This window comes from Pseudomonas sp. R2-37-08W (genome assembly GCF_003851705.1).
Classification (GTDB): Bacteria; Pseudomonadota; Gammaproteobacteria; order Pseudomonadales; family Pseudomonadaceae; genus Aquipseudomonas.
Window position 1 is genome coordinate 3908152 of record NZ_CP027728.1, and the last position, 18481, is coordinate 3926632.

General features: G+C 61.8%; 13 protein-coding genes and 3 pseudogenes. 2 read left to right on the forward strand and 14 right to left on the reverse strand.

From position 1 onward, the window contains the following. Positions 1-579 precede the first annotated feature (579 nt). The 14 genes and pseudogenes from C4J93_RS17960 to pap form a co-directional block, all read right to left on the reverse strand. Entirely contained in the window at positions 580-1536 is a 957-nt protein-coding gene (locus tag C4J93_RS17960) for a DMT family transporter (protein ID WP_124367769.1), read from the reverse strand. Positions 1537-1611: 75 nt separating this feature from the next. After that, on the reverse strand, positions 1612-2562 hold the full coding sequence (locus tag C4J93_RS17965; RefSeq protein ID WP_124430112.1) for a fimbrial protein: 951 nt from the start codon (positions 2560-2562) through the stop codon (positions 1612-1614). A 144-nt stretch (positions 2563-2706) separates the two neighbouring features. After that, entirely contained in the window at positions 2707-3675 is a 969-nt protein-coding gene (locus tag C4J93_RS17970; RefSeq protein ID WP_124430113.1) for a fimbrial protein, read from the reverse strand. A gap of 38 nt (positions 3676-3713) precedes the next feature. Beyond that, positions 3714-4250 carry a fimbrial protein gene (locus C4J93_RS17975; RefSeq protein ID WP_124430114.1) on the reverse strand — a complete coding sequence of 179 codons (537 nt, stop codon included), beginning with the start codon at positions 4248-4250 and terminating at the stop codon, positions 3714-3716. 11 nt (positions 4251-4261) lie between these two features. Then, on the reverse strand, positions 4262-4741 hold the full coding sequence (locus C4J93_RS17980) for a fimbrial protein (RefSeq protein WP_124367773.1): 480 nt from the start codon (positions 4739-4741) through the stop codon (positions 4262-4264). A 43-nt stretch (positions 4742-4784) separates the two neighbouring features. Beyond that, positions 4785-5267, reverse strand: coding sequence for a fimbrial protein (locus tag C4J93_RS17985; protein ID WP_124430115.1), 483 nt, complete (start codon positions 5265-5267; stop codon positions 4785-4787). A gap of 10 nt (positions 5268-5277) precedes the next feature. Continuing rightward, complete coding sequence (locus C4J93_RS17990; RefSeq protein ID WP_124430116.1) at positions 5278-5859, reverse strand: fimbrial protein; 582 nt, start codon at positions 5857-5859, stop codon at positions 5278-5280. Between the two features lie 17 nt (positions 5860-5876). After that, positions 5877-6638, reverse strand: coding sequence for a fimbria/pilus periplasmic chaperone (locus C4J93_RS17995; RefSeq protein WP_124404800.1), 762 nt, complete (start codon positions 6636-6638; stop codon positions 5877-5879). Continuing rightward, positions 6635-9237: pseudogene (locus tag C4J93_RS18000) on the reverse strand (outer membrane usher protein). Before C4J93_RS18000 ends, C4J93_RS17995 begins: the two are co-directional and overlap by 4 nt. Positions 9238-9257: 20 nt before the next feature. After that, on the reverse strand, positions 9258-9818 hold the full coding sequence (locus C4J93_RS18005; RefSeq protein ID WP_124367777.1) for a fimbrial protein: 561 nt from the start codon (positions 9816-9818) through the stop codon (positions 9258-9260). Positions 9819-9869: 51 nt separating this feature from the next. Next, a pseudogene (locus C4J93_RS18010) lies at positions 9870-10391 on the reverse strand (fimbrial protein). Between the two features lie 445 nt (positions 10392-10836). Next, positions 10837-11064: pseudogene (locus tag C4J93_RS18015) on the reverse strand (sulfite exporter TauE/SafE family protein); the annotation flags it as partial. A gap of 398 nt (positions 11065-11462) precedes the next feature. After that, the gene (locus C4J93_RS18020; RefSeq protein WP_124430117.1) at positions 11463-12647 is read right to left on the reverse strand and encodes a thiolase family protein; all 1185 of its coding nucleotides are present in this window, start codon (positions 12645-12647) and stop codon (positions 11463-11465) included. A 239-nt stretch (positions 12648-12886) separates the two neighbouring features. Further along, a complete protein-coding gene (gene pap / locus C4J93_RS18025) occupies positions 12887-14401 on the reverse strand; it encodes a polyphosphate:AMP phosphotransferase (RefSeq protein ID WP_124430118.1) in 1515 nt (504 codons plus the stop codon). A gap of 154 nt (positions 14402-14555) precedes the next feature. Between pap and mnmC the strand changes: the two genes are divergently transcribed. Both mnmC and C4J93_RS18035 read left to right on the forward strand, forming a co-directional pair. After that, on the forward strand, positions 14556-16547 hold the full coding sequence (gene mnmC, locus C4J93_RS18030; RefSeq protein WP_124430119.1) for a bifunctional tRNA (5-methylaminomethyl-2-thiouridine)(34)-methyltransferase MnmD/FAD-dependent 5-carboxymethylaminomethyl-2-thiouridine(34) oxidoreductase MnmC: 1992 nt from the start codon (positions 14556-14558) through the stop codon (positions 16545-16547). A 161-nt stretch (positions 16548-16708) separates the two neighbouring features. After that, a complete protein-coding gene (locus tag C4J93_RS18035) occupies positions 16709-18481 on the forward strand; it encodes an N-acetylglutaminylglutamine amidotransferase (RefSeq protein ID WP_124430120.1) in 1773 nt (590 codons plus the stop codon).

Here is an 18481-nt window from a genome sequence, read left to right on the forward strand (position 1 = left end):
GCCAATGCGCACACTGACCCACCGCTATCGGGGCATAGGTATCTACACAACTTTGTAGCAGCATAGGTAACCACGATGCGAAGCGAGCCGCTCTTGATCTTGCTTTTGATCTAGGCGCCCCGTTAAACCACGCTGGCCGGAATTCGACAGTGATTTGGGGGGTAAACCGGCAGGGATGCCGGTTTAGCCGCCCCGCGCCATGGATGGCGCGTGGCGGCGGCCCCCCAAATCAATGTCGGATTACGGGCACACCGAGCCTAGGCGAGGTGCCGAGTGGTGGGGCAAGAGCGTTTTGCTTACTTTTGCGCTTTTCAAAAGTGAGACGCCGTAAGGGCGGAACCCATAGCAGCCGTTACCGCAGCAACGGATATGTACTCGCTCTGATCCAACATCACGGTCGGCTGTCAGGCCGCCATCGGGGGCAAGCCCCCTCCCACATTTTGGACGCGGGGCATCAGTTAGAGAGGCTTCGGCTTCCGAGCCGTCACTGGTTCAGGGCCATACCAAAATTGTGTAGGTATCCATGGCTATCGGGAGCAAGCCCCCTCCCACATTTGGATCGGCGTACCGCTCAAATACTCATGAAGCCATGCGCAATCGCCGGGCCCTGAGCCCGGCCATCAATGACGGCGCCAATGCCACCATCGCCGAGCCGATCACTACCACCAGCGCGCCAAAATACCCCAAGGCATTGATCGCTTCGGCCTGCACAAACTCCGGCCACAGCCACGCCGCCAACGCCACCGCCACGAAGGTCACCAGCGGCGTCAGCGCCAGGGTTGCACTCACCCGCGAGGCTTCCCAGTGGGCCAGCGCCTCGGCAAACGCGCCGTACGCCACCAGGGTGTTCATGCAGCACGCCAGCAGCAGCCAACCCTGCAGCGGGCTCAGTTGCAGCGCCTCCAGCGGGTGCGCCCAGGGTGTCAGCAACACGGCGCACGACAGGTAGATCACCATCATCACCTGCAGCGAATTCCACACGGTCAACAACTGTTTCTGGCCCAGGGCGTAAAACACCCAGATGCTGGTCGCCAGCAGGACGGTCAGTACCCCGGCGGTGTAGCTGCCCATCGAGGTGAGCAGTTCCAGCAGGCGCTGGTTGAAGAACAGCCCGAAGCCAACGATCAATATCACCAGCCCCGCGCCCTGCCCCAGGCTGAAACGCTCCTTGAACACAAATACACTGGCAACCATCAGAAAAATCGGCCCCATCTGCACCACCAGTTGCGCGGTACCGGGGCTGAGCAATTTCAGGCCGACCAGATACAACACGTAGTTGCCGACCAGCCCACACACCGCCATCGCCACCAGCCAGCCGCCCTTGGGGCCGAGCACCTTGCGACTGGGCAAACGCCTGGTCGCGGCGAGGTAAACAAACAAGCAACTGCCGGCCACTATCAGGCGAAACCAGGTGACGGTGATCGGGTCCATCACCTGCAAGACCTGTTTGAGCTTGATTGGCAGAATGCCCCAGAGCAGCGCGGTCAACAGGGTCAGGAAAAAACCGTAGACCCAGCGGCCGGAAGAAATGTGCATGAGTGCCCCAGATGCCAGAAGAAGTGGAACCGGCATTCTAGGGGCAGGCGGTGCGCTTTGGGTATCACGCTGTGTTTATGGTACGCCCATCACCAGTACCCCGCTGCCGCTGATGGGGCCGGCGGCCGGCAATGAACCCGCTCGACGCACCAGGGAAAACGCCACGTCGTCGGCGCCCGTGCTGTTAGTGATGCGGGTCAGGAACGAACCGTTCACAGCCACCGCTGCGCCGCCGCGAACAAGCGCCGTGCCCACATCCCCATTGGTCATCATCAGCAGGCGTGAATCGAACGAAGAGCGGGTGCCCTTGTAAGTAATGGTGATGGGTGTATTGATCCCGCCATCCGGGCACGAATAGGTCAGCCTGCGGTTGCTGACGATAGTGGATGTCAGCGGGTCGGTGCCGATGGCCCGCTGGTGCACGTTGCCGAAGTTGATCTCGATGGGGTTGTTGTTATTGATCGTGCAGGTAGACGGGGAAACGGTGAAATTGTTGGCCGCGGTATACCTGACGGTGAGTTGCGGTCGAGTGCCGTCGTAGTTGTTCGAACTGGTGAGACGCAACAGACCAAGGTCGTCGCCTATTCGCACATCGAACGGGTTGGAGGGATAGTTACGTAGCAGAATATAGGGGGTGACATTGATCAGATGAACGCTCCCGTTGTTGGGGATGGTGACGATGCCGATACCCGACGGCACCGGCGTGTTGAGGAAAGCGCCATTGATGCGTAACCCGGTTCTTTCGCTTGCGAATTTTGGGCCGGGCGTCCAGGCGGTGCCTACCGAACTCCCAGTTGTCCAATAGTCCGCGTGCCAGGCGGGGCCGCCGCTGTAGGTGAATCGGCATTCCAGCCTGGCGCCTTCCAGCATGATCCTGCTGCGGTCGGCACTCAGAGTGACGGTAACGGGGAGGTTCGGGTTGCCATTTTGCCAGGGGCCGCCATTGACACGACAATCGACAGCATGCGCGGTCGTGGTTACACCCGTCAGAACGAGAAGCACCAAGGCTCCAGATAGTCGTTGCATCTTGAACTCCATCAAACATCTGAAATGAGAGCACGTCCCTGTAAGAGCGGGCTTGCTCGCGAATGCGGTGGGTCAGTCAGGTGGCTATCAACTGACACACCGTATTCGCGAAGAAGCTCGCGCCGGCATGTGGAGCTGCACGCATCAGGGCACGCCCATGACAAATACACCGCTCCCGCTTATGGGCCCTGAGGCCGGTAGCGACCCATTGCGCCGAACCAGAGAAAACGTCACATCGTCCCCGCCTACGCTATTGGTGATCTGGGTCCGGAACGAACCGTTCACAGGCACCGCTGAGCCCGCGCGAATCAGCGCCGTGCCCACGTCTGGATTGGTCATCCGCAGCAGCCGTGGGTCGAACGAAGACGGGCTGCCTTTGTAGGTGATGGTGATGGGTGTATTGATCCCGCCATCGGGGCATGAATAGGTGAGCCTGCGGTTGCTGACGATGGAGGACGTCAGCGGGTCCGTGCCGATGGCCCGCTGATGCACGTTGCCAAAATCGATCTCGATGGGCGCGTTGTTGTTGATCGTGCAGGTTGAGGGGGACACGGAAAAGTTATTCGCCGCAAGGTACGTGAGCGCAAGCACCGTGCTGGTGCCGTTGTAGTTGTTTGTCTGACGCAGGCGCAGCACGCCCAGGTTATCCCCTATCCGCACGTCGACAGGGTTAGTCGGGTTGTTGCGTATCAGGATGTAGGGCGTGACGTCGATGGGGACGCCCACACCGTTGTTGGGCATGACCGCCAACTGGATGTCATACGGCACCGGGGTATTGAGGTAAGCACCGTTGATGCGCAAGCCGGTGCCCAGCTGAGTGAATTTGGCGCCGGGCGTCCACGCAGGCCCGGCCTGTGTGGCGGTCCGCCACAAGTCCACGAACGAGGGAAAAGGCTGGCCCGGGGTGAATCGGCATTCCAACCGGGCTCCTTCGAGGTAGATACGCGAGTTATCCGAACCCGGTTGCACCATGACGGGCACCTGCAAGTTCAGCGTACCGCCTGCACCCACATACACCCACCTGCCACCATTCACACGGCAATCGGCGGCTGTCACAGCGGTACTCACACCGGTCGATACCAGAAGCACGGTGGCGCCAAATAATCGTTTCATCTTGAGCTCTCATTCCTCTGCCCTACCCAGGCCCAGCGCTATGGATAGTCCAACGTGAACGTTGAGGTCACCGTGTATGCACCGTGTCCGATGGTCTGATCCGCGAGGGCTGTCGGCTCGCCCTGCACATAGGCCTTGAGCTCGATGGCATTGCTGCCGTCGCTCAACACCTGCTTATCGCTGACGGCATTCAGGGGCAAGGGTTTATCGCTTAAGGTCTCGATGCCGACGCCAATGCCAGAGGCGCCGCTGCCACCGTCCAGCGCGAGCAGACCGGGAAGTTCTGTGTTTTCCCTACCACCGAAGGTGATGGTCACCGAGTTGCCGATCGTGGTGTCGCAGTCTTCCAGGTGCAGCTTGAAACGCTTACCCACCGAGCGCGTGTTGATATAGAGGTGTTTGCTGGTCAGGTCCCAGAGTTCCAGCGTAATTGCCTCGTCGCCGGGGCGCAGGGTGCACGCCTCTTCGACCAGGTTGCCTTTGAAACGCAGATTGTCCGCTGCGTGCCCCGTGGGTATCAGGCCGCAGATGAGCAGGAGTGCCAGGCCGTGCTTGTGAACCCGTTGATATCGCATCGATTCAGCTCCTACTGGTATTCGGCCAACAACGTGGCCACCGCCGTGAAACTGGCGGGAGGCAGCGTTGCGCCGGGCTGTTGCACCGGCACCACCTCCAATGTCGGCGGTGACGACAGGGTGATATCCAGCGGCGTATTGAGTGAAAATGGCAGGTCATTCTGAAAAACCCGAATGCCCAGCGCAGGCACGCTGGTCTGCACCGCTGCACCATCAAACGCCGTGGGAGTGCCGTTGACGCTCAGTTTCAGCGCCCACGGCAGCGTGTCGGTGCCGCAGTTGATCGCGTAGCCGACGCCCCTGCGATACCTCACGCCGTCGACGCGCTTTACCCCGACATCGCCGAAGTCGACTTCAATGGTGTTGCCCGTATCGATGGTGCAGGGCGGCGGCTCATTCAACGTGCCGCTGAACGTCACGTTGGCCGACGCGCCACTGCACAGGCCGATGGCCCACAGGGCGAGCAACGCTCGCGGCTGCCAAGCTGTCATGGGTCGTTCCTCTTGTTATCCGTAGCGGTTTTATCGGTAGCCATCATTGGTAATCGACCACCAGAGTCGCGGCGGCATCGAAGGCCCCGCCGGTCAGCGTGCTGCCCGCACGCTTGACCGGCACCGCCTGTACCACGGGGAAATTGGGGTAGGTAAAATTCACTGCCGTATTCAGCGGCCAGTCCGCGCCATTCACAAACAGCCTGACCCCAAGATCGGCCTTGCGGGTCGAGAGCACGCGACTGTCAAACGACGCCACCGTGCCCTTGAGTTCCAGGGTCAGCGCATTGCTGAACGGCGAATCACAGGTGACGGTATACGGCACATCGCGACGGTAGTTGACCCCGTCGACCCGTGACGTCTGCAGGTCATTGCCAAACGGCACATCGAGGGTGCTGCCACCGTTGATGACGCACGGCGGAGGCGCAATGATCACCGCGCGAATGGTCAAGCTGGTCTCGGCCTGCACGGCCTGGCAGACCGCCAGCAACACGCCGCCGGCGATCAAACCGATTGATTCAGCCATCGCTGCACCCTTATTCATAATTGAGCCTGACTTCCACGACGGCCCTGAATGCCCCGCTGGTCAACGGCGCAGCGGTGCGCGTGGGCCGTACATTCCAGGTCTGGGTATTGCGGCCCACGGGCAAAAACAGCGGCTGACCGCGTGTGCCCAGTTGCACGTCCCGGCCGAGGGCATCGGTCAACTGCAGGCCCATGCCGGTGACGCCCTGCACTTTGACCAGCCGTGGATCGTCGGCATCGGCCGGCGCCCCGAACAGCACCGACAGCACCGGTTGGTAGGCGCTCCAGGTCAGGTTCCCCGTACGCTCATTGCGTATGCGGCCGGCGGTGCGCAGACAATCGGTGAACCGCAGCTGAAAGGCCTTGGCGGTCGCCTGGTCACCGGGGCGTTGCAACTGGCTGGTCGATACCGCGTCCAGATCGACGGTCTGGTGCAGGGAGCTCATTTCCAGGCTGCAAGGCGACTCATGCATGGAGCCGAGCACATTGAGCATGCCGCTCATGCCTTCGATATCCTCTTCATCCGCCGCCTGTGCCCCCATCGCCATGACCCAGAACAGGCCGCCCAGGACCTTCACTTTTTGCGACTTCATGACGTTCTCCAGCAGCATTACTCGTTCGCCGGCGCGGCCTGGGGGTTCACCTTGCAAGTGTCGCCCGTGCAACTGAAGGCCAGCACCGGGCGCCCGCCATAATCGTTTACATAGGCCAGATAAGGGCTTGCCCCCAGCGCCTTGGCCGTGGCCCCCAGGGTCAGGGCGCCCTTGGGTGGCACCATCAGCGGCGTGAAGCCCGGCACGGTTTTGCCGTCCTTGCTGCTGCGCGCATCGACCAGGGTCACGTAATACGGCGTCGGGTTGTTCACCCGGTATTGATCGCCTTCACGGGTCAGGGTCAGCTTCTCCTGCCAGGGGTTGGACAGGTCCTGCTGGCTCGGCGCAATGGCTTGCGGCCGGTAGAACAACTTGATGCGGGTTTGCAGGGCAATCTGCAGGGTGTTGGACTTATCACTGCGCGGCGGGATCTCCCGCAGGTTGAAGTAGTACACCGTCTCCCGGTCCTGCGGCAGCGCCTTGGCCGCCGGCAACGCCTGGACTTTCACCTGGCTCTGTTTGCCCGGCTCCAAGCGTTGCACCGGTGGCAGCACGATCAACGGCGTGGTGATTTTCTGACCGGCTTCATCCTCGATCCAGCCCTGGGCCAGGTACGGCAGCTGGGTATTGTTGTTGGTGATGTTCACGCTGGTGGCGTCTTTGCCACCGTCGAAAATCACTCGGGTACGGTCCAGGCCCACCGCCGCGTTGGCGCTCTGGCTCAAGCCCAGGGCCAACAGCGCAAAGGCCGGGAATGTGGAACGTGTGGTCGGTCTCATGAGGCTGTGTTCTCCGTATCGGTAGGCTTGCCGGTCAGCCCGGCGGGCTCGGGCAAGGTTGGGTCAGCGGCTACCACCTGGCAGCGCAATTGCAGGGCGTCGGTCAAACCATCGGCGGGCAAGGTGGCGGGCAGCGTGAGCAGGCAGCGCTCGTCGCCGCCCCAACTGACAGACATCTGCTCGCCGGCCTGAATGCCGCTCAGGTAGACGTGGCCGCCGTCATTCACAATGCCGGTGTCTTGTTGCTTGAGGTTCTTCACCGTCGCGCCGAAGGGCGGCGAACTGCCATCCGCCAGGCGCAGCACCGCCATGGCTTTTTCGCCGGCGATCACGTCCAGCGAGCGATAACCGATCGCGCCTTCGGTGAGCGTCAGTTGCGTGACCGACTGAGTGGCTTCGACGTTGCTCGGCAGGCGCTCCAGATCGACACTGGCGGCGGTACGCTGATAACTGCTGATATCCGAGATCACGGCCTTGCCGAAGGCATTGCTGCGCGTCGGCGCGCCATAACCGCGTACGGGCACATCGGGCACTCCGGTGGTGTCGACCATCAGGCGGGTGCCGCCGGTACTGGTGGTGCGATGGAGCGCGGCACCGTAGGCCGTGACCGTGGCACCGCCGCGCGCAGAGACACTGAGGCTGCCGGAACCGCCCTGCTGCCTGCCGGCGCTCACATCGATGTCGGCGTGGTCGCCCATATGGCTCAGGTAACCGCTGGCGGAGGTGTCGCTCACGCTGAGCTGGTAGCTGTTGCGCTCATCGAGGCGGTCGCTGTAGCGCGTGGCAACATTGTTGTTGCCGGCGGCTCGGCTGGCGTCCAGCGAGAGCGTGCCGGTACGCCCCAACGGCAGGCTGACCGTCAGCGCCATGCCGTTATCCTGATAGTTGTATTCCTGGGTGCGGTACATGTTCAGGGACAGGCTCATGTTCTTGACCGTGCCCACATTGAAGTAGCGCGACAGCGACAGGTTCCAGCGTTGCGTGTCCGGCCGGTCCCAGTAGGTTTGCTTGTTGTAACTGGCGTAGACGGTGGCGCCCAGGTCACGAAACTGCTTGTTGACCGTCACCGTATACAGCGCCTTGCTGCCGCCGATCGGCTTCCACCCCTCATCGGCGTCCCGATAATCCCCTCGCCCGCCGAGTTCGCCGTTCAGCCCGTAATACCGGGCGTCCAGGTATTCACTCATGCTCAGGAAGTTCTTCTCGGAAAAGCGGTAGCCGGCGAACGTCACCTGGCTGTCGTACTGTTCGAAATTCTTGGAATATTGAAGGCGGTAGGATTTACCCGAGAGCGTCTCGTTCCACACGCTGGCATGGGACTGCGTGACATCCAGCGAGACGGCGCCGAACGCCAGCAAGTCGCGGCCCGCGCCCACGGATAACGCCCGATAGTTGTTATCGGTGATCCCCCCACCGAACAACGACCAGCCATTGCTCACGCCCCAGGAAAACTCTCCGGTGCCGAAGACGTTGCCATCGGAGCCGTTCTGCAGATTGGACGGTCGCCCGCTCGCCAGCTTGTAACGGACCTGGCCCGGGCGCGTCAGGTAAGGCACACCGGCGGTGTTGAGCTGGAAGGTCTGCACCGAACCGTCCTGTTCTTCCACGCGCACATCCAGCCTGCCGGTCACCGCATCATTGAGGTCCTGAATGCGAAAAGGACCGGCCGCGACCAGCGTCTCGTAGAGCACACGCCCCTGCTGGCTGATGATGACTTTCGCATTGGTCTTGGCCACCCCGACCACTTCCGGCGCGTAACCACGCAAGTTGGGGGGCAGCTGGCTCTGATCCGAGTTGAGCGAAGCGCCGGTGAAGCGGAAGCTGTCGAACAGGTCCGAATACAGGTAGCTCTCACCCACCACCAGGCGCGCCTGCAGCGCAGGAATGGCGCGATACGCGTAGTAGCGGCTCCACTCCAGCTTTTGCGGCCCCGCCGCTTCCTGCCGGCCGCTCTCCACGCGCCCTTGCCAATCGGCCCTGAGGCGCCAGGCGCCGGCATTGGCCCCGACGGTGCCGTTGCCACTGAGGTTTTTGCGCTGGCCGTCATTGCGCTGATAGTTGGACTGCGCCGTCAGGCTGTAGTCCAGCAGCAGCCCCGGCACCCCCTCGTCCCAGCGCGAAGGTGGGTCCCAATTGATGGCGTTGTACTCAAGGTAAGCCTGGGGCAGGTTGATGCTCAGGCTCGAGGTGGCCAGATCGCCACTCACCTCCATGCCCGGCAAGCTGGTGATATCCAGGCACTCGCCGTCCTTCCACCAGGTCAGTTTGTCGGCTTCGGAGGCTTTCAGGCCCAGTTGCTCGACCAGACTGTGCGACAAACAGGCCTGGCTGCCCTTGGGGTCATTATCGGGGGATAGAACGCCACCGATTGTTCAGGAATAGGCTGGGCGTTCAGTTGCACAGCCATTGTGTAAGTGCCTGGCAGAATGAAGCCGCTGCGCGCAAATCGAGACAAGTCGATATTAGTGCGATCACCCAGATCGAGAACGTCGGTATTGAACTCGATATCGCCAGCGCCCATTGCAGTGCCCGCCAGTGACATCAGCCCGCCCAACAGTCCGGGACGGAGCGTATTTTTGATTTTCGACGTATTCAACATGCAAGCCTGTCCATCACTGTTCAAAAGTATTCCAACTTGAACCGCACCGCGGCACTGTGAGCCCCGACTGCCAATGGCAAGCCGTTGCCGACCAGGAAAAACCGGTAGTTGAGTGTCATGTCGCCCTCCGCCAGCGGCACCGGCGCCATGCGTTGCCCCGGAAGGCTTTCCTCGCCGGCAGCGTCCACGATGTGCAGGGCAACCCCCTGCGACTCGCCAAAGACCGCGAAGGAAAGCCCTGCCCTGTCGGTGGGGCCATCGAACGTCACGCGCATGTGCTCCCAGTCCGGCAGGGTTTCACCTGGGCGCAACGGGTCGGGGCGGGTCAACGAGCAATTGACCAGACGCAACTGGAAGGGATGGTCTTCGCCCCGTGTGTTGCGCAGGAGTCGGCCAACCGGTTCGGGCGGCATCTCGATGGTTTGATCGATACTGGCCAATTCCAGCCCGCAGGCGGAATCAACCACTTCCCCTCCCAGCTGCACGACCCCATCGCCTTGCGCAGACGCCTGGGCGACCACGCAAGGGCTGATGAACGTCGTCAGTGAAGAGGCGATAGCCAGACGTAGGAATGTGTTCACCTGGATCTCCCGTCAGCGTTCCCCCGCCACACCGGGTGGCGGGGGCACAACTTACTGATAAGCCAAGGTGAAATTGGTGACCGCGCTGAAGTCGCCGGGCACGATCGGGGCGGTGGCGGCGCCTTGTACATAGGCACCGAATTCCAGGGTGTTATCCCCAGCGGCGATGATTTGCGGGGCGGTAGGTACGCCCAACTCAACCGGCGCGCCGCCGTGAGTCATCATGATGCCCACGCCGCCCGCGCCGCCGACCGTACCGATCGCGCCCGGTACAGCACCGGATGGCGCGCCGGTGAAGGTGGTAGTGACCGTATTGTCGGTGAGGCCCGTCAAGTCGCACCCTTCCAGTTCGATCAGCACGCGCCGGGCCTCCGACTTGCCCCCCTATTGCAACTGATGCTTGGCAATCGCCCCCAGGCGAACAGTTTGATCAACGGAGTCAGGCTTGATAGAGCAAGCGCCCGAATGGACCGACCCCAAAAACGTAACCGTTCCATCTGCCGCGTGCGCCATAGACACCGAACCCGCCAGCAGACCGACAGACAACAGCACAGCTTTCATTTTGGTTTTCATCTACAGATTCCCACTTAACAAGTGTCATTAAGAAGCCCTGTCACCGTTAGGCGCAGGGCTGGTTAAAAAGGCGGTTTCACCCATGCATTGAGGGGGGTGTTCCTGAGCTGCTTTTCCAACTTTTTGTATTGCATTTCAGGACCACACTCAACGCCGGGCAAGTGTCCGCTTCACACTTGAAGAAGTAAGCCAGCTGTTTCTTTTAACGATGTAGCCTTTGATATCAAGGCTTGCAGGAAAATTATGGCACTTTGCCAAAACTTTGAAATTGACTGAAGGAATGGGACTACACGCGAGTTAATGCGAATAATTTAGCGCAGGGCATGTCCGTAAGAATAGGGCTACACGCACTAAACAAACAACAAACTTTATTGGGGATTTGCAACCGAAGAATATAGCTGCGGAGCGGGGGGGTATGTCCGAACGGATAGGTGATGGCAACGGGCTACGAACCGAGAGCCAGCCCCATTCTGCCTATTAAAAATATGAGCAGAATCAAAAAAAACACCCTGATAAACCTGCTGCCATATCTCAGCGCCAGGAAAACCCCGGTCAGGGAACCTGCAATATTACACAGGGCTACCACTCCACCTATTGCCCATAATACGTTGCCGGATGGCACAAAAAATATAAGGGCCGCGCTGAAAGTTCCTAAGTTGACCAGTTTTGCCGAAGCGGAGGCATTTAGAAAATCAAAACCAAAACACTTAACGAATACAAAGAGTAATAGGCTAGAGCATGTATGAGCAGTTTCGGAAAATGGGTGGAATTAGCGGATATGAATTCAGTGAATTACTGCCCATAAAAAACTCGTCTGGAATAAAAACGCCAAGTTTTCATCCTGCAACAAACAAGTTCGCAGTCTTGCTAACGGAACAGTTTAAAAAACTTTGATCTTTTCAATGCAGGATGGCTTGCGTGCAACGCTTGCCCGTTCTTGATCGAACATCATGGTCGGCTGTCAGGCCGCCATCGGGGGCAAGCCCCCTCCCACATTTGGATCCGCGGGGCATCAGTTCAGGCAGTCGTCGGCTGCCGAGCCGTCAGACTCCTGCCTTCAGTGGCCGCGCACTAGCGCACGGCTTCAAACAACCCGGTTGCCCCCATCCCGCCACCTACGCACATGGTGACGATGCCATAGCGCAAATCACGCCGTTGCAGCTCCCGCACCAGGTGCCCCACTTGCCGCGAGCCGGTCATGCCGAAGGGATGGCCGATGGCGATGGAGCCGCCGTTGACGTTGTAGCGCGCATTGTCGATTTCCAGGCGATTACGGGCATACAGGCACTGTGAGGCAAACGCTTCATTGAGTTCCCACAGGTCGATATCCGCCACCTGCAAGCCTTTGGCCTTGAGCAGCTTAGGCACCGAGAACACCGGGCCGATGCCCATTTCGTCCGGCTCGCAACCGGCCACGGTAAACCCGCGAAAGAACGCCTTGGGCTTGAGCCCCAGCGCCAGGGCTTTTTCCAGGCTCATCACCAGGGTCATCGAGGCGCCGTCGGACAGCTGCGACGAGTTACCCGCCGTCACCGAACCGTCTTCGGCAAACACCGGCTTCAGGCCACTGAGGCTGGCCAGTGTGGTGTCGGGGCGATTGCAGTCGTCGCGGTCGACCACGCCATCGAGTACCTGCACCTGGCCGGTGTGCTTGTCTTCGACGCTGTACTTGACCGCCATGGGCACGATTTCATCGTCGAACAGGCCATCAGCCTGGGCCTGGGCCGTGCGCTGCTGGCTTTGCAGGGCATACAGGTCCTGGTCCTCGCGGCTGACCTGGTAGCGCCGCGCGACGATTTCGGCGGTCTGGCCCATGGGCAAGTAGATACCGGGCACCTGCTCTTTGAGCAGCGGGTTGATCAGGTGGTCGGTGTTGACGCTCTTCATGGTCAGGCTGATGGATTCCACGCCGCCGGCGACGATGATGTCGCTGCAACCCGAGGCAATCTGGTTGGCCGCGATCGCAATCGCCTGCAAGCCCGACGAACAGAAACGGTTGAGCGTCATGCCCGCCGTGCCGGTGCCCAGCTGTGACAGCACCGCCACGTTACGCCCGATGTTGTAGCCCTGGGCGCCTTCGTTGGAGCCGGCGCCGACGATGCAGTCCTCCACCGTCGCCGGGTCGATGCCATTGCGGCTCAGCAGCGCGTTGACGCAATGGGCGGCCATGTCATCAGGGCGAGTCTGGTTGAACTTGCCGCGAAAAGACTTGGCCAGGCCGGTTCGCACGCTGTCGACGATCACTACTTCACGCATGGGGCTACCTCGATCTTGTGGTTGTGGATTGAGGATAGAGCCGGGCCCTGGGCAGGCGCGATGATCATTCACTGCATGGATGCAAAAGCATGAGGCCGGGATGCGGTCTACCTGATGTGTGGAGATCAAATGTGGGAGGGGGCTTGCTCCCGATAGCGGTGGGTCAGCTGCAAATTTGCTGACTGATACACCGCTATCGGGAGCAAGCCCCCTCCCACATTATTGAGCTGGGCAGCCCGCTATTTCTTTTTCTTCTTGTCGTGCTTGTCGCTCTTGGCAAACGCGTCTTCCAGCGCGCGGTTGAGGGTGCGCAGCACCTTGATCCGCGCCCAGCGCTTGTCGTTGGCTTCTACCAGGGTCCAGGGCGCGATTTCAGTGCTGGTGCGGTCGACCATGTCGCCCACCGCCGCGCGGTAGTCGTCCCACTTGTCACGGTTGCGCCAGTCATCTTCGGTGATCTTGAAGCGCTTGAAGGGAATCTCTTCGCGGGCCTGGAAACGCTCCAGCTGGGTGTCCTTGTCGATGGCCAGCCAGAACTTGACCACGATCACACCGGCATTGCGCAACTGCTCTTCGAAATCATTGATCTCGCCATAGGCGCGCATCCAATCGGTCGGGGTGCAGAAGCCTTCGATGCGTTCCACCAGCACCCGCCCATACCAGGAGCGGTCGAACACGGTGAACATGCCGCGCGCCGGGATCTTCTGCCAGAACCGCCACAGGTACGGCTGGGCGCGCTCATCTTCACTGGGCGCGGCAATCGGCACGATGTGGTACTGGCGCGGGTCCAGCGCGGCGGCCACGCGGCGGATCGCCCCGCCCTTGCCGGCCGCGTCGTTGCCCTCGAACACGCTCACCAGGGCGTGCTTGCGCATGCGTTTGTCGCGCATCAGGCCGGAGAAGCGTGCCTGTTCAGTAATCAGCTGTTCTTCGTAATCGTCCTTGTCCAGGCGCACGCTCAGGTCGAGGCTGTCGAGCAGGCTCTTCTGGTCCACCGACGCGATCAACGGCGCCGGGTTCATGCCGCTGGCCTTGCCCTTGGGCAATTTCAAGGCATTTTGCAGGCCTTCGAGCAGAATCTTGCCCACGGTGAGCCCACGGTAATTGGGGTCGACCCCTTCGATCACATGCCACGGCGCATAGTCGCGGCTGGTACGGCGCAGCACGCGTTCGCCGAAATGCACGAACTTGTCGTAGGTCTCGGACTGCTGCCAATCCAGCGGGCTGATGCGCCAACTGTGCAGCGGGTCATCGGCCAGCGCCTTGAGCCGCGCCTTCATCTGTTTCTTGGACAGGTGGAACCAGAACTTGAAGATCAGCGCACCTTCATCGCAGAGCATCTTCTCCAGGCGCTCGGCCCCGGCGATGGCCTGGTCGAGACGGGCGTCCTTGATCTGGTCGTGAACGCGGCTTTGCAGCATCTGGCTGTACCAGTTGCCGAAGAAAATCCCCATGCGCCCCTTGGCCGGCAATTGCCGCCAGTAGCGCCAGGCCGGTGGGCGCGCCAGTTCCTCATCGGTCTGCTGGTCGAAGGTGCGCACTTCGATCAGGCGCGGGTCCATCCACTCGTTGAGCAACTTGACCGTCTCGCCCTTGCCCGCGCCCTCGATACCGTTGATCAGGATGATCACCGGGAAGCGCTTCTGCTGTTGCAGCTCGTACTGCACTTCCAGCAGGGCTTCGCGCAGGGCCGGCACTGCGGCCTCAAAGGTGTCTTTGTCGATGGCGTGACCGATTTCGGCGGATTCGAACATGGGCAGCTCCGTTTCAAGATGGCTCAAGATTAGCGGATTGGGCAGCGGCACGCGGCAGGAAATTCCACCGAGGCTTGCCATGGCTCAATTCATGGCGTGTCGATCGGCTAGAATGGCCGCCTGTGTTTGCCCGCCGTCTATTTATGAGCCGCCCATGACCCCCATCGCCCACGCCCAGCTCGACTGGGACGACCACGGCCGCCCGCATTCGCGGATGTTCGACGACGTGTATTTCTCCACCCAGTCAGGCCTTGAAGAAACCCGCTATGTGTTCCTGCAACAGAACCGTCTGCAGGAGCGCTTCGCGGCCTTGCCGGCGGGCGGGCGGCTGGTCATCGGCGAGACCGGCTTCGGCACGGGTTTGAATTTTTTGTGCGCCTGGCAGTTGTTCGACCAACACGCGGTAGCCGGGGCCCGCCTGCATTTTGTCAGCGTGGAGAAATACCCGCTGAGCCATGCCGACCTGCAACGCGCCCTGGGCCTGTGGCCGGAGCTGGCACCTTATGCCGAGCAATTACTGGCGCAGTACATCGCCATCCATCCAGGCTTCCAGCAGTTGGTGCTGGACCACGGCCGCGTGACCCTGACGCTGTTGATCGGCGATGCCCTGGAGCAATTGCCGCAACTGGATGCACAGGTCGATGCCTGGTTTCTCGACGGCTTCGCCCCGGCGAAAAACCCTGACATGTGGACTGCCGAGCTGTTCGCCGAACTGGCGCGCCTGGCGGCACCGGGCTCGACCATCAGCACCTTCACCAGCACCGGTTGGGTACGGCGGCTGATCAACGCCGCCGGGTTCAAGATGAAACGCACGCCGGGCATTGGCCATAAGTGGGAGATTTTGCGCGGGGAGTTTCTCGGTTGGCCCGAACCTACACCGCGTCCCGCCACTGGCGCGCCGTGGTTCGCACGGCCGGCGCCCGCGCCGAGCGAACGCCGGGCCCTGGTGATCGGCGGTGGGCTGGCCGGTTGCTGCACCGCAGCCAGTCTGGCCGCGCGCGGCTGGCAGGTGTGCCTGCTGGAGCGTCGTGCGGCCTTGGCCCAGGAAGCCTCGGGCAATCCGCAGGGCGTGCTGTACCTGAAACTGTCGGCCCACGGCACGGCGCTGTCGCAGTTGATTGTCAGCGGCTTCGGCTACACCCGTCGGCTGCTGGAGCATTTGCAGCGCGGGGTGGACTGGGACGCCTGCGGTGTACTGCAACTGGCGTTCAATCCCAAGGAGGCCGAGCGCCAGGCCCAGCTGGCCGAGGCCTTCGCGCCGGACCTGCTGCACCGCGTGGATGCGGCCCAGGCCCAAGCCCACGCGGGTATACCGCTGGAGATGGGCGGGCTGTTTTTCCCCGAAGGCGGCTGGGTCAATCCGCCCGCCCTGTGCGCGTGGCAGGCGCGGCATCCCGGCGTGGAGGTGCGCTTGCATCAGGAGGCGCTCACGTTGCAGCGCGTCGACGGCCAATGGCAGGCCCGCAACGGTGACACGCTGGTCGCCAGCGCGCCCGTGGTGGTGCTCGCCGGCGCCGCCGAGATCAAGCGCTTTCCCTTCAGCGCCGCGCTGCCGCTCAAGCGGATTCGCGGGCAAATCACGAGCCTTGCGCAAACTGTCGAAAGCCGAGCGTTGAGCACGGTGGTGTGCGGGCAAGGCTATGTCGCGCCGGCACGTTTGGGCGAACACACCCTGGGCGCCAGTTTCGATTTCAAAAGCGAGGACCTCACGCCTACCCTCGCCGAACACGCCGATAACCTGACGCTGCTGCGGGAAATTTCCCCGGCCCTGCTGCAGGCCTTGCACGCCGACACCCAGCCGCTTGAAACCCTGGAGGGCCGAGCGGCCTTCCGCTGCACCAGCCCCGACTATCTACCCATTGTCGGCCCGCTGGCCGATGCAAGCGCGTTTGCCGAGGCGTATGGCGTATTGGCCAAGGACGCCCGCCAGGTACCCGATACGCCGTGCCCGTGGCTGGACGGTGTGTACATCAACAGCGGCCATGGTTCTCGTGGCCTGATCACCGCGCCTTTATCGGCGCAACTGCTGGCGGCGTGGCTGGATAACGAACCGCTGCCGTTGCCCGTCAGCGTTGCCCAGGCCTGCCATCCCAATCGGTTTGCCCTGCGCGAATTGATTCGCGGCAAAGCGCGACCAGCGCCCTGAGCGCGAAACGGCGCAAGCGGCGGTGCCATTAGCCAAAGTCCACTTATAACTTATCGTTCTAAAACTCCCGGGTTGTGCCTGGGGTCAGTTTCTGGGTAAGCGCCCTTTTGGTGCGTATTGAGTATTGACCCCTCCCCAACGGAAAAACCGGTAAGGAACTTATGTGTGGATTAGCTGGCGAGTTACGCTTTGATCATCAACCTGCCGACCTGGCAGCCGTGGAACGCATCACGCATCACCTCGCCCCTCGTGGCCCCGACGCCTGGGGTTTCCATGCCCAAGGGCCGATTGCCCTGGGCCATCGCCGCCTGAAAATCATGGACCTGTCGGACGGCTCCGCGCAACCGATGGTCGACGCCCAACTGGGCCTGTCCCTGGCGTTCAACGGCGCGATTTACAACTTCCCGGAACTGCGCCAAGAGCTGGAAGCCTTGGGCTATGCCTTCTACTCCGGCGGCGACACCGAAGTGCTGCTCAAGGGCTATCACGCCTGGGGCGAAGCGCTGTTGCCCAAGCTCAACGGCATGTTTGCCTTTGCCATCTGGGAGCGCGATGCCCAGCGGCTGTTCATCGCCCGTGATCGCCTCGGCGTAAAGCCCCTGTACCTGTCGCGCACCGGCCAGCGCCTGCGCTTTGCCTCGGCGTTGCCGGCGCTGCTCAAGGGCGGCGATATCAACCCGATCCTCGACCCGATCGCGCTCAACCATTACCTCAATTTTCACGCCGTGGTGCCTGCGCCGCGCACGCTGCTGGCGGGCATTGAAAAGCTGCCGCCAGCGAGCTGGATGCGCATCGATGCAAACGGCAAGACCGAACAGAAAACCTGGTGGACCCTGCCCTATGGTCCCCGTGATGACGAAAAAAACCTGAGCCTGGAAGACTGGACCGACCGCGTGCTCGACAGCACCCGCGAAGCCGTGGCCATCCGTCAACGCGCGGCGGTCGACGTCGGCGTGCTGCTCTCCGGCGGCGTCGACTCGAGCATGCTGGTCGGCCTGCTGCGCGAAGTGGGCGTCGAAGACTTGTCGACCTTCTCCATCGGTTTTGAAGACGCCGGCGGCGAGCGCGGCGACGAGTTCCAGTACTCGGATTTGATCGCCAAGCACTACGGCACCCGCCACCACCAACTGCGCATCGCCGAAAGCGAGATCATCGAGCAGCTGCCAGCGGCCTTTCGCGCCATGAGCGAGCCGATGGTCAGCCACGACTGCATCGCCTTCTACCTGCTCTCGCGGGAAGTGGCCAAGCATTGCAAGGTGGTGCAGAGCGGCCAGGGCGCCGACGAATTGTTCGCCGGTTACCACTGGTACCCGCAGGTGGACGGCGCCAGCGACCCGTATGCGGCGTACCGCGAGGCATTTTTCGACCGCAGCTACGACGACTACGCCGCCACCGTCGCGCCGAAATGGCTGACCGCCAACGACGCCGCCGGGGACTTCGTGCGCGAACATTTTGCGATGCCGGGCGCGGACGCTGCGGTGGACAAGGCCCTGCGCCTGGACAGCACGGTGATGCTGGTGGACGACCCGGTCAAACGCGTCGACAACATGACCATGGCCTGGGGCCTGGAAGCGCGTACGCCGTTTCTCGACTACCGCCTGGTGGAACTCTCGGCCCGCGTGCCGGGCAAGTTCAAGTTGCCCGACGGCGGCAAGCAGGTGCTCAAGGAGGCCGCGCGCCGCGTGATCCCCAGCGAGGTCATCGACCGCAAGAAAGGCTACTTCCCGGTGCCAGGCCTCAAGCATTTACAGGGCGATACCCTCAACTGGGTGCGCGAGCTGTTGCTGGACCCCAGCCAAGACCGTGGCCTGTTCAACCCCGCCATGCTCGACCGCTTGCTGACGGACCCACAGGGCCAATTGACCCCGTTGCGCGGCTCCAAGCTGTGGCAACTGGCGGCGCTGAACCTGTGGCTCAGCGAACAAGGAATCTGA